The following is a 12,841-nucleotide window of genomic DNA, read 5'->3' on the forward strand; positions in this document are numbered from 1 at the left end:
GAAAACGGCCAAAACAAAAACGCTTATGCTTCAAGAATGAAGTATAAGCGTTTTTTCTCTTTAAAACATTATCCCTGCCTTAAAATATTTTGAAACATTTCCGGTTTATTTTGTTTAAAACTCTCTATTATTTCTTTTCCAAATATCGTTATACTCTTCTCCCAAGGATGGCCTAAATACCCCCACTTAAAGTCTTTCTGAATAAAGAAATAGTAATCACCATTCGGAAATATTGGTATACGCCACTCATAAAATTCATTTCTTTCAAACTCTAAGTGTGGATTTACCCAATAACACTCATGTTGCCAATCTAGTGCCATCATATATTCATTCAATGCTGTATTCTCTTTGAAAACTTTTAATGCTTTTTCTTCAAGTTCATCATATACATTTAAATCTACCGATTCTCCAAAATAATGAGAGATGTCATATGTGATAAACGGTCCTGGTACTTTAAACGATGGAAATATTGAAACACTTGGTGAAAATTCATAGTCACTATATACTTTATCCCAAATTCGATCGTACTCTTTATCTGTAAACTCAATCCAATTTTTCATTAAATATCTACCTTCTCTTTATATTTCAAAGGAATTCCACTCAAAAATCCCGAATATATAAATAATCATTCTCGCAAGGAGCGAATTTATATGCATCTATTCGAACACGAAACGTAAATCCGTTTCACTTTTATAAGAGGTCCTCCTTTTTACTTTTCTCATCATATCATTCATTTACAAAATAGGAGGGTACAATTATGAAACGTGATCCATTATTTTTAACTTTATTAGACAGTGCAAATACAAATTTTAGCGGCTGGGATTTTTCTTTCATTTCAGAAACGGGTCGAATGAAAAGTGAGCCTTTATCGTGGTCGTACGGTAGCACTGCTTTCCAGCTTATACAACACGCAAAATCAATGCTAGATATGGGCACTGGCGGTGGAGAGCTTTTATCTATGTTACAACCGTTCCCGCCAACTATTTATGCTACTGAGGGCTACGCTCCAAACGTGCCAATTTCCCGAAAGAAATTAGAGCCTTTAGGGGTTATTGTTGTAGAAGTAAAGGATGATGATGCCCTACCGCTTCAAGATGCTCAATTTGATTTAATTGTGAACCAACATGAATCCTATGCTGCTTCTGAGGTAAACCGAATCCTTTCTCCTAATGGAATATTTCTTACACAACAAGCTGGTGGTCTTGATTGCGCAGAACTTAATAAGCAGTTTGGCACACCACTAAATAGCGAATTTGCAAGTTGGTCACTCGAAACTGCCTGTAATGAGCTAAAGGAAAATGGATTTACTATTTTAGATGCAAAGGAAGAATTCCCTCTTCAACGCTTTTATGATATTGGCGCTATCGTCTATTATTTAAAAGCGATTCCGTGGCAAATTCCTGATTTTACTGTCGAAAGGTATTATGAGGAATTATATCGCATACATGAGATTATGTTGCAAAAAGGCTATTTTGATGTGAAGCAACATCGCTTTATCATTAAAGCGATTCGCAACTAATCATGGAGCATACGAAAACAAAAAAGAGATGGATATGCCATCTCTTTTTTGTTTTAATTTAAGTAACGAAAGTTTGTGTTACAACTTTGGCTAATAAAGTATATTTTTTCAGCATGTAATCACCTAACATATATATTTTTTCAACTAAAGTATAAGTGTAGTTTTTCATCCTATCTTCTATTGAGAAACGAGTTGTTTTTCATATCGTTTGTTCGCATCATCTTCTGTCAAAAATGCAGTTGTGTAATTAATAATATTCCGGTTATCGTACGTGAATATATGCTCTAACATATTTTCTTCTGTTAATATTAGCGGTAAGTATTTTGGTAAATTACTAACTACACCTCTATTATTCTCATCTAATATCCATCCAATTTCCTTCCACTCTAATATACCTTCATCAGTACTTAACGGTGTATCCATTTGTACTCCCTCTGGCAAATCAGCAAGGAATACGTACATCCCTTCACTACCTCGAGGCTCGTCCTTACTTTTAAAAATCACATTCCCTTTATACGTTACACTTGGAAGACCTATGCCTGTTTCCTCAAGCGTTTCTCTAATTATTCCTTCATATGGCGTTTCATTATCTTCAATTTTTCCCCCAACACCATTCCACATTCCCATATTCGGCTTTTTATTTCTATTTAGTAAGAGTATTTTATTTCCTTTTCTAATGAAGCAAATTGTGTATGTATACATACTATCATTTCCTTTCAATTACACCTTCTTTTGTAAGCAATTGATTTTCCACATGAGTTATTTGGCTTATTTTCAAGTGAAAACACTCGCCTTACAATTCCTTATCACATAATATATAGTACAACTTTCATACGTAAATACTTTACGTCAAACGAAAGAATCCTTTTTAGAAAGGAGCATTTAAAATCGATACTACAAGCAGTGAATTTTTAAAACAGTATTACGACAGCCACGTTTGGTTAAAAGATACCTACTGGTTCGGTGTTCCCATCTGCAAACTTCCCTCTGATCTCTTTTTGTATCAAGAAATCATTTATGAATTAAAGCCCGATTTAATTATTGAATGCGGGACTTTTCATGGTGGTAGTGCACTGTATTTAGCTTCTATGTTAGATTTAATCGGAAAAGGTCACGTACTTACTATCGATATAACTCCGCAGCCAAATCGGCCATCACATAATCGGATTACGTATTTAACAGCATCTTCTGTTTCTGTGCAGGCCGTCCAAACAATAGTAAGTATGCGCAAACCTGATGATGTGATTTTAGTTATTTTAGATTCTGATCATAGTAAAGAACATGTATCAAAAGAACTCTTACTTTATAAATCTATTGTAACCACTGGTAGTTACATTATTGTAGAGGATACATGTATTAACGGAAATCCTCTCCTTCCAGATTGGGGCCCTGGCCCGATGGAAGCCGTGGAAGAGTTTTTAGCTAAAAATAACAATTTCATAATCGATGAATCTAAACATAAATTTTTCATATCTTTTAATCCAAAAGGTTTTTTAAAGAAAATAAAGTGAAACTTTAATAAGTGGGGCTTTATGAATTCCCCACTTATTCTATAATTTTCATTTTTGAAAAAGGATAATACACAAATTCTACTTTTCCTATCACGTTATCTTCTTCAATATATCCTAAGCCATTGCGACTATCCCTACTAAGTTCACGGTTATCTCCCATGACAAATAGCTTATTTGGTGGAATCTTTGTCTTTTGGAAATTGTAAAATACTTGTGTATTGTTGAATAAATCTTTATTTGTATACGGCTCTACTTGTTTTTTATCATTTACATATACAGTTCCATTCGTTATGTTAATTACGTCACCAGGTAGCCCTATTACCCTTTTCACATAATATTTCGATTCGTCCTCTTCTTTAATAATGACAATTTCCCCGTGCTGTATGTTAGAAAAATGTACTGCTGCTTTATTTACAAATACGTAGTCTTCTTCATTTAAAGTCGGCTGCATGGATTTCCCTTCTACCTTACATAACGTAAAAGAATGATAGGCTATTACCATAACAAGTATAAATAGTATGTACTTCCCCCAACCTCTCTTAATCTCCTCTTTCATATCCATTCCCACCTTATAAAATAACTCAAAAAATATATCACTGCACAATATATTCCTGTGCAGTGATATTATTTTTACTGGGCCTTGTTCGGCTGTTCTACCGGGACTGAATTTGCATTTGATCTTTTCGCTTTCAAGTCAAAATACGCATCCAAAATTTCTTTACCAATCGCGGAATTAACCCCTGATTTATCATTATTCACCCATGGTACAACAACTGAAAAAGCTACTTCCGGATCAGCATCATATGGCGCATAGCCGGCAAGAGTTAAATTATAACATTTTTTTCGGTTATAGTTCTCATCTCTTCCAATATCACTTTCTCCACCATATACCGTCTCAGCTGTTCCTGTTTTTCCAGCTGGTTTATACGGTAAGCCTTTAAACGTTCCTGTACCTGTTCCGTCAGCTTCTTGAAAAACTCTTCTAAACCCTTCTTTTACATGATTAATGTATGACGTGTCCATATCCACTCGATTTAAAACAACCGGTTCAATTGATCGAATAACTTTTCCGACATCCTCTGGGCGGTTTGGCTGCTCTCTAATTTCTTGCACAATTTGTGGTTTCATTCGGTAACCGCCATTTGCAATTGTTGAAATATATTGAGCAAGCTGTAGCGGTGTATATGTATCATATTGTCCAATTGCATAATCAAGTAAAAAGCCTGGTATATTATCAGTTCTACCCATTTGACCAATTGATTCATTTGGCAAGTCAATACCAGTCGATACACCTAAACCAAATTGTCTAAAATAGTAACGCATTTTATTAAATGTCTCTTGTTTAATATCTAACGGATTGTTTGGCACATAATTAATCCCCGCCATTTTTAATGCTGTATTAAACATATAAACGTTCGACGAAACTTGTAAAGCTCTTAAATCATCAATATCACCAAAATCTTTCCATGATTTTTTCGGCTTAGTACTTCCTTTAAAGTACATTGGCGCATCAAAGAAATGCGTAAACGGTTTAATCGCTTCTGCTTGGTATCCAGATAATAAAGTAGCCCCTTTCACAGTTGATCCTAACTCATAGGAACTTGTCATCGTCCCTAATGCGTAGTCTTCTATTTGCATCACGCCATCTTTATTTACAATTTTCTTTCCTGCCATTGATAAAATTTGACCGTTTTTCGGATTCATCATTACAACGAAAGCACGATCCATCATCGGTTCTGAAGAATGAAACGCTCGTAAATTTTTTTCAAGACTTTCCTCTACCTTTTTTTGCAAATCCATATCAACCGTTAACATTAAGTTATTTCCACTTTTTCCTTCAGTCACTTTTTCAGTCCGAATAATATTCCCTGCTTTATCTGTAATATTTCTAGATTGTTCTTTCATTCCATGTAATGCATCTTCGTATTGCTTTTCGATGTAACTCTTACCAATACGATCATTTCGGTTGTAATCACGAACTAAATAATACTCTAATTGTTCTCTTGGCAATCCCTCATTTTCATTAGAAACGCTACCAAGTATAGAACGAAGGATTTTATCATTTGGATATTCACGTTCCCAATCTACTGTCGTATCTACCCCCGGCAAGCTTGCTAATCTTTCACTAACGATTGCATATTCATTTTGACTTACATCTTTTTTAACGATTTGCGGCGTCATTTTATATCCCGTATTCATTTTACTTTTAATTGCTAATACTTCTAAATCATCTTTTGAAAGCTCCTTTAATTCTTCTTGTGTAATTCTCTCCCGACGCAACTCTTCTACTTTTTTATCTAATTCTTTCCCTTCTATTTCCTGCTTCCTAAATTTACTCTCATCTGCTTTCGTTACTTTTTCTGCAGCCCTTTTTTCATTTAACTGCATCCAAAAATCTTTTTTATCTGTCTCTGTTAACTTATCCATATCCTCTTGCGACATTTCAATTAGCCCTGCTAACTCTCTCGCTACTTTTAAAACTTCTTTCGAGTCTACTCCTTTCATTTTCGTATATGTAACGGTTCGTAGTGGTTTGTTATTTACAATTACTTTGCCTTCTCGATCAAACATTTTCCCTCTAGGAACAGGCGTACTCACCGTCACATCTTCCTTTTTATTCACTTCATTTCGATACGTTTCTCCATCAATGATTTGCACTTTACCTAGTTGAATAATAATAGCTGAAAATAAAAGAAAGACGATAAAAAATAGTACATTTAACCGAAATGGAATATGAGTCTTTTTCTTTTTCGGTTGTTTCTTTTTCTCCTTGTTCTGTCTCATTTCGCTCCCTCGCTTCATTCTATTAACTTCTACGCATAAATTGAAACTTTAAACAGAGTGGTCCTCTGTTTATTAGCCCACAACAATCGGGCTTTTACAAGCGGTTAATCTTCCACCTAATTTCTTCGCCTGTGCCGAATTTTTCAGATGGGAGTCTTACTGCTCGCAAATAACGGGATAACTCATTATGTATCAAATTTATTTATATGATATATATAGAATTTTATATTAGTTACAAAAGAAAGAAAAGATTTAATTTTCAGTTTTCGGATTTCGCATCCTATTTATTACCATTCCCCTTACAATACAATATCATGAATACAAAAAACTGAGGTAGATACATTGCACCTCAGTTTTTTTACGATAACTTATTTATTTGAAGATAACCCTTCAACAAATTCACCAATCTTTTGTCGAAAAACAAAATCAAAGTTATATTCCTGCCCTGTTAACTCTTCATTTACTAAAATGGTTGTTGCTCCAATTTCCCTCTTTGCAATTTCCGGGAAAGATGCGACAGGCTGTACTTTTAATGACGTTCCCATAACGAGAAACACATCTGTTTCATATAAACGTGTAATCGCATTTTGATATTGCGGCAGTGTATCTCCGTATAAAACAACATCTGGATTTAAAATGAAATTACACTTCTCGCAGCGCGGTACTTCATGATCAATCATATATTGTAAATCATAACCCGTTTTACACTTCGGACAATGTGCTGTTTGAAGTGTTCCGTGTAAATCAATGACATGTTTACTACCACCTAATTGATGTAAACCGTCGATATTTTGCGTTAAAATTGTTATATCTTTCCCTTGTTCTTCTAGCTCAGCTAAAAAGCGATGTCCACGATTAGCTTTATATTGATGAAACGTATTAATTTGAAATATTTCTTTATAATGCTTCCAAAACTCTTTCGGACTTCTGTTATAGTACCCTCTCGATAAGTACATCTCCACATTCGCATCAGCATACAACCCATTTGCTGAACGGAAATCTGGGATGCCACTTTCTGTACTGGCTCCTGCGCCTGTTAATACAGTAATTTTCTTCGCTTTTTCTAAAATTGAACGAACTTCTTCAAATTGCACAAAAATCACCTCTATGTATATTCCTATACTTATTATACCAGTTGTTTACAGGAGGTGTTGTACATTTCATTTTACTTAATGCGTCGCGCCCCCAATTTCTACAATATCTACTTCTACTTCCGTTGTTACCTCGATTGCCAACTCTATCCCTTTACTAATAGTAGAAAGTGACATACTCGGTTGCCCTGGATAGCTACTCGCTTGTTCTGGTAAGAACGGAATATGAATGAATCCGCCTTTTATTTGCATATCATATTTTTCTAGTTCATGCATAAGTCCATAGAATAAGTGATTACAAACGAATGTACCTGCCGTTTGTGAAACAGATGACGGTATGCCTTCTTCGCGAAGTTTTTTTACGATTGCTTTCATTGGGAGCGTGGACCAATAGGCAGCAGGTCCTTCCTCAACAACCGGTACATCCACCGGCTGATTCCCTTCATTGTCAGCAATTCTTGCATCATCAATATTAATTGCGACACGCTCTATCGTAATATCTGGTCTACCCCCAGCTTGTCCGATACATATAATCATTTCCGGCGACAGTTCTTCTATATATTCTTTTAAAACTTTTATTGATTTATGAAATACAGTTGGAACTTGTTTACTTATAATCTTGTATTCTCCAATTGTTTTTTCATGCAAACTTTTTGCGACTTCCCAAGCTGGATTGATACTTTCTCCGCCGAACGGATCGAACCCTGTTAATAATACTGTTTTCATCGTTTTCCCTCCTAATTAGAAACGATATACTAAGCCGTACATAATAAACATATTTATGATAAAGATTGAAAGCGCGATGGGTACTTGCGCTTTAATAACAGCATTTTTATCTTTTAACTCTAAAAGCATTGCTGGAACGATATTAAAGTTTGCTGCCATTGGCGTAAGCAGTGTTCCGCAATATCCAGCAAACATGCCGAGTGCGGCCATAATCGCTGGATTCCCGCCGTGCATTTGAACAATTAAAGGTAATCCGATTCCGCCAGTGATTACTGCAAACGCTGCGAATGCATTCCCCATTACAACTGTGAAAAGCATCATTCCTAAACAGTACGCCATAACAGCAACGAATGGATATTCTGTCGGTAACACTTTTCCAACTAAATCAGAAACGACTTGTCCAACACCAGACTTCGCAAAAATGCCGCCAAGTGCTGCTAACATTTGTGGTAAAATAACTGCCCAACCAACAGCTTGTAATAATCTACTTCCTTCTTGAACAGGCGTCGTTATTTTCGATTTTGTAATACGCATCGCCGCAACGAATGCGAGTAATGCTCCTAACGCTAATGCAACTAACGTTACTTTATCTGGATCTACAAGGGATACATTTCCCCATTTGATTTTCCCTAACGTTAACGTACCGATAATTGTAAAAATAGGAATTAAAAGTGCAGGCATGAAAATTTTATTTTTTAATTTCTCAGCATGTTTCACACGTTCTTGTACAGGTACTTCTTTCTCCTGAGATTTTGTTACTTTATTCAATGAAGCTAACACGACCATAGCGAGCACGATACACCCAACGTAAAACGAAGGTATTACATTTCCGAATAAAAATGTAACTGCGAATAATGCCCAAAATAAGCTAGAACCGAATCGGTTTGGATGTTCACGATCGAATGCGATACGCACAGCGATAAAGGCAACGATTATACCTAATACATAATAAATTGTATCCATAGTTATGATGTTCATCTTATATAGCCTCCTTCTCTTGTTTTCCTTCTGCCTTCATTGTTTTCGCTATATATTTATCAAACCTTCTGAATCTAATCCAACTTACGATTAGTGCGGATATTGCTGTTGGAATACCCCAAAGCGCCATATCCCATACTCCGACATGCATACCTACTGAATCGAAGAATCCTTTCATTAATAAAATCGCACCAGTTGCGATAAAAATATCTTCTCCGAAAAACCAAGCTGTATTTTCCGCAGCAGCTGCGTTTGCTTTAATCTTTTCTCTTAATTTTTCCGGAAGTTTACCGTATTTACCTTGTGCCGCTCCTTCTGCCATTGGTGCAACGAGCGGTCTTACTGTTTGCGCATGACCACCAATATTCAGCCCTAGTGCCGCTGATGATTCTCTTATTGTAAAATATGACATTAATACTCTTCCAGTTGTTGCCCCTTTTGATTTCGTTATAAGTGCTTCTGCTCTTTCTTTTAAACCATAACGCTCTAAAATTCCGATTACAGGTAAAGTTAGTATAATAGGCATAGACATATATCTATTTTCTATAAAAAATTTACCGAACATGCTGATGACGTCATAAAAACTTAATCCTGAAACCATACCAGTAACAATTCCTGCAACCATTACTACTAATAGTGTATTTAACCTAAATAGAAAGCCAACTGCAACAAGTAGTATCCCAATTAATTTAATCATTTCCAGCACTTCCCCTCATTTTTTATTTCGGTGCACATATAGAAACACCATTAAGTTCGAATGTTCTGTATATTCTCTCCGCAAATTGTACCGCTTTCTCTCCATCGCCATGCAAACAAATTGTTTGCGCCTGAACTGTTACTTTCTCTCCATTCACCGTTTCTACATATCCTTCTTTTACCATTTGAAGCACTTGTTTTATCGCTTCGCCTTCATCTGTTATAAGTGCATTTTTTTCTGTACGACTTGTTAATGTCCCATCTTGCTTATACGTACGATCAGCAAAAACTTCTTGCATGAATGTTACTTTATATTTTTCTGCAGCTTGTATAAACGCCTCGCTATTTGCTAATCCGTAAAGTAATAGATCCGGGTTCATATGAGAAATTGCCTTTACGATTGCATCTGCAATTGCTGGGTCAGTTGCCGCCATATTATATAGGGCACCGTGCGGTTTCACATGATGCATCTTCGCCCCTGCCGCTTTCACAAACCCGTCTAATGCACCAATTTGATATAAAACGTAATCATATACTTCACTTGCTGAAACATTCATGTTTCTTCTTCCAAATCCAATTAAATCAGGAAATCCAGGATGCGCCCCTATTGCTACGTTATGTTTCAAAGCTTTTTCAACTGTTTGACGCATAACGATCGGATCACCCGCATGAAAACCACAAGCAACATTTATAGAGGAAACGAACGGAAGAATCTCATCATCATTCCCCATTTTATAAGCTCCAAAACTTTCTCCTAGATCACAATTCAAATCGATTGTCGTCACGATATTTCCCTCCTACTCTCAGCTTCGTAAAGCGATGAACTTCTTTAATAGTTTCATATTTTCTTCCTGCTCTATGTACAATCGCTCCGCTTCTTCTATAGAAACTTTTTCAAAAGTTACATAGTCCCCTGGTTTCAGCTGGGCAAGCAGAGGTAAATCTACTGAAATGACATTTCCGATTCTCGGATAGCCACCTGTCGTTTGCCTATCTGCCATTAATATAATAGGCTGCCCACCATTTGGAACTTGAATGGTTCCAAATGTAACAGGACTTGATAGAATTTCTTGTTCTATTTCTCTATTTAAAACTTCCCCATCAAACCTATATCCCATGCGATCAGCATAATTGGACACTTTATACTCTTTCATAAAAAATGACTCTTTACTTTTTTCTGTAAACTGATTATATTCAAAATCTGTTATGACGCGAAGCGTAGGATGCTTCTTATATTTTGGTAAGACGTTATTTCGAATTGCCCATTTTGTTTTTATTCGCTCTTCCTTTTGTAAGTTCTGAATGAAACGACTCGCCATTTCTGCGTGCGTACCAATTTGAAAATAGTCACCCTTTTTGAGCATCCTTCCTTCAATCCCGCCAATAGCAGCTCGCATATATGTACTTTTACTTCCCATTGTATGATCAATATGAATACCACCAGCAAATGTTACATATGCTCTGCACCCACGTTTCGCTTTTCCAAAACAAAGCATGCTGCCTTCTTCTGCTAAAATAGGACGCCATAACGGAATTCGTTCTCCATTCAATAACGGTTCCAAATTCGCTCCGCCAATCGCGAGCAAAGTCGTTTTCTTTAGTAACAATTTAGGTCCCATTATCGTCATTTCTAAACCTGCTTCATTTTCTTCATTACCGACTAACATATTGATTAGCCTAAGTGCATTTTTATCCATCGCACCGCCAACTGGTACACCATACTGTTGATAATGAAATCGTCCTAAATCTTGGACTGTTGTAAGCATCCCCGCATGTAAAACCTCTACATCCATTCTTTAGCCCCCTCTAGCGATACGTATTCTTCCCTTGTTACCGGGATAAAACGTAAATACATACCACTTTGAATATAGGTAGGTGATTCTTCTCTTGGATTAAATAATGAAATCGGTGTTCGGCCGATAATATTCCATCCACCCGGTGTTTCAAGCGGATAAATACCTGTTTGCTTTCCACCAATCCCTACCGAACCAGGAGCAATTTGTAACCGTGGTGTTTCTTTTCTAGGTGTTTCTAATTGTTTTGATAATCCCCCTAAATATGGGAATCCTGGTGTGAAACCTAACATATACACAAAATATGTTGTTTCGCTATGTATACGAATAACATCCTCTACTTGCAAACCTTGATAATGTGCGACCTCTTCTAAATCCGGCCCATATTCGCCTCCGTAGCAAACTGGTATAGAAATATGTTTCACATTCTCGTTCACTTCTTCTTTATATGAATCACACAGCTCCTGTATATATTGGCAAACGTAATCATATGACCTTTCACTTCTCTCATTTTGCATCCATACTTCGTACAAATTATAATAAATTGCTAATGAAGTAAACGATGGCACACATTCAACCATTCCTGTAAATGGATGTTGTTTCAACGCTTGAAATAATCGCTGCACTTTTCCGTATATATCCATCCTAATTTCTTCACCAAACGTAACAATAATTGCTTGATCCCCTAACGCAGAAAATTTCATCCCATTCCCTCTTTCTATGCCAAAAAGCCGAGTTCTTTCGAAATGCGGTATGCTGTTTCTTTCACTTTCGCAGTAAAATATGAAATGTTACTTTCGCCATACTCAATTGCTAAACCTGAAATACTAATACCTGCTACAACCGTTCCATTATTTGCAAAAATCGGAGCTGCTATAGCCGCTGTATGATTTTCTAATTCAGAATAACTAATTGTGTAACCTTCCTTTTTCGCTAGTTGTAATACTTCTAGCAAATGTTCCTTATTCACGATTGTTCCATCCGCAAACTGTTTTAAATCGGTTTTCTCTACGTACTTCCTTTTCTCTTCCTCAGAAAAATAAGATAGTAAAATTCTCGGACATGCCCCCGCATAAAGAGGTGCTCTTCTTCCAACCGCTGTATAAACACGTACCGGCTGAACTCCTTCCATCTTTTCAACGTAAATTGCATCATTACCATCTTGAATAATTAAATTAACTGCCTGCCCTAAACTATCTCTAAGCTCTTTCATATATGGAATCGCAATATTTCTTACTGATAATCTTTGTGAAACAAGTTGCCCAAACCGTAAAAAAACGACTCCAAGGCGATATTTCCCCTTCTCATTTTTTTGTAAAAGCTCCATTTCTTCTAGCGAACCGATTAAACGATAAACAGATGTTTTCGGCATATTTGTAAGCTGAACCATCTCTGTTAAACTTAACTCTTCATGCTCATAAAATAACTCTAAAATATCCATTGTCTTCACTGCCGTTTTATTTATACTCATCCTATCTCCTTTTTGTTCCGAATTTCGGAACTTTAATTCCATTTTTCGAAACAAAGATATAATTTAAAATTATAAAATATTCTTTCAATTCTATCAATATTTTTTTCACGTACATAATCCGATATATTTTGTCCGCTATTAAAAAAACACAAATAATAAGTGATTTATATAAAATGAAAGGCTCTTGAATGATTGACAAAACTTTAACACGTGAAGAACGAACTATTAGAATAAAAGTTACAATAAAAAGTACGGAAGTTTAGATTTGAAAT

The 12,841-nt window shown here is 36.0% G+C and carries 14 protein-coding genes; 2 read left to right on the forward strand and 12 right to left on the reverse strand.

The genetic code is table 11. The annotated features are described in order from the left end of the window. Positions 1–68 precede the first annotated feature (68 nt). Positions 69–560, reverse strand: a complete 492-nt coding sequence (locus JDS92_RS00390) for a DUF2716 domain-containing protein (RefSeq protein WP_000800378.1) — start codon at positions 558–560, stop codon at positions 69–71. A gap of 197 nt (positions 561–757) precedes the next feature. Here JDS92_RS00390 and JDS92_RS00395 point away from each other — a divergent pair, with 197 nt between their 5' ends. Beyond that, positions 758–1,519, forward strand: a complete 762-nt coding sequence (locus JDS92_RS00395; protein WP_000817560.1) for a class I SAM-dependent methyltransferase — start codon at positions 758–760, stop codon at positions 1,517–1,519. A 177-nt stretch (positions 1,520–1,696) separates the two neighbouring features. On the opposite strand, the gene JDS92_RS00400 is transcribed toward JDS92_RS00395, so the two are convergent. Beyond that, positions 1,697–2,239: an NUDIX hydrolase gene (locus tag JDS92_RS00400; protein ID WP_140154104.1), complete on the reverse strand. Its 543-nt coding sequence runs from the start codon at positions 2,237–2,239 to the stop codon at positions 1,697–1,699. A gap of 167 nt (positions 2,240–2,406) precedes the next feature. On the opposite strand from JDS92_RS00400, the gene JDS92_RS00405 reads away from it, so the two are divergent. Then, the gene (locus JDS92_RS00405; RefSeq protein WP_073990597.1) at positions 2,407–3,030 is read left to right on the forward strand and encodes a cephalosporin hydroxylase family protein; all 624 of its coding nucleotides are present in this window, start codon (positions 2,407–2,409) and stop codon (positions 3,028–3,030) included. A gap of 34 nt (positions 3,031–3,064) precedes the next feature. On the opposite strand, the gene lepB is transcribed toward JDS92_RS00405, so the two are convergent. From lepB to JDS92_RS00455, 10 genes are all read right to left on the reverse strand, one after another. Then, complete coding sequence (gene lepB, locus JDS92_RS00410) at positions 3,065–3,586, reverse strand: signal peptidase I (protein WP_000656825.1); 522 nt, start codon at positions 3,584–3,586, stop codon at positions 3,065–3,067. A gap of 74 nt (positions 3,587–3,660) precedes the next feature. Then, positions 3,661–5,814, reverse strand: a complete 2,154-nt coding sequence (locus tag JDS92_RS00415) for a peptidoglycan D,D-transpeptidase FtsI family protein (RefSeq protein WP_002093621.1) — start codon at positions 5,812–5,814, stop codon at positions 3,661–3,663. A 368-nt stretch (positions 5,815–6,182) separates the two neighbouring features. Next, positions 6,183–6,908: an NAD-dependent protein deacylase gene (locus JDS92_RS00420; RefSeq protein ID WP_001159146.1), complete on the reverse strand. Its 726-nt coding sequence runs from the start codon at positions 6,906–6,908 to the stop codon at positions 6,183–6,185. A 75-nt stretch (positions 6,909–6,983) separates the two neighbouring features. Beyond that, positions 6,984–7,631, reverse strand: a complete 648-nt coding sequence (gene pcp, locus JDS92_RS00425) for a pyroglutamyl-peptidase I (RefSeq protein ID WP_097959353.1) — start codon at positions 7,629–7,631, stop codon at positions 6,984–6,986. A gap of 15 nt (positions 7,632–7,646) precedes the next feature. Beyond that, on the reverse strand, positions 7,647–8,609 hold the full coding sequence (locus tag JDS92_RS00430; protein ID WP_001021667.1) for a DUF979 domain-containing protein: 963 nt from the start codon (positions 8,607–8,609) through the stop codon (positions 7,647–7,649). Position 8,610: 1 nt separating this feature from the next. Then, on the reverse strand, positions 8,611–9,306 hold the full coding sequence (locus JDS92_RS00435) for a DUF969 domain-containing protein (RefSeq protein ID WP_000593386.1): 696 nt from the start codon (positions 9,304–9,306) through the stop codon (positions 8,611–8,613). Between the two features lie 22 nt (positions 9,307–9,328). Then, positions 9,329–10,090 carry a 5-oxoprolinase subunit PxpA gene (gene pxpA / locus JDS92_RS00440; RefSeq protein WP_070173412.1) on the reverse strand — a complete coding sequence of 254 codons (762 nt, stop codon included), beginning with the start codon at positions 10,088–10,090 and terminating at the stop codon, positions 9,329–9,331. An 18-nt stretch (positions 10,091–10,108) separates the two neighbouring features. Next, positions 10,109–11,098 (reverse strand): 5-oxoprolinase subunit C family protein, encoded by a 990-nt coding sequence (locus JDS92_RS00445; protein WP_097959351.1) that lies wholly within the window; start codon positions 11,096–11,098, stop codon positions 10,109–10,111. Further along, the gene (gene pxpB, locus JDS92_RS00450) at positions 11,089–11,802 is read right to left on the reverse strand and encodes a 5-oxoprolinase subunit PxpB (RefSeq protein ID WP_087970891.1); all 714 of its coding nucleotides are present in this window, start codon (positions 11,800–11,802) and stop codon (positions 11,089–11,091) included. The genes JDS92_RS00445 and pxpB overlap by 10 nt, the downstream gene beginning before the upstream one ends. 14 nt (positions 11,803–11,816) lie before the next feature. Further along, a complete protein-coding gene (locus JDS92_RS00455; RefSeq protein ID WP_097959349.1) occupies positions 11,817–12,569 on the reverse strand; it encodes an IclR family transcriptional regulator in 753 nt (250 codons plus the stop codon). Between the last annotated feature and the right edge of the window lie 272 nt (positions 12,570–12,841).

Source organism: Bacillus cereus group sp. N12, assembly GCF_016483575.1.
Taxonomy (GTDB): Bacteria; Bacillota; Bacilli; order Bacillales; family Bacillaceae_G; genus Bacillus_A; species Bacillus_A toyonensis.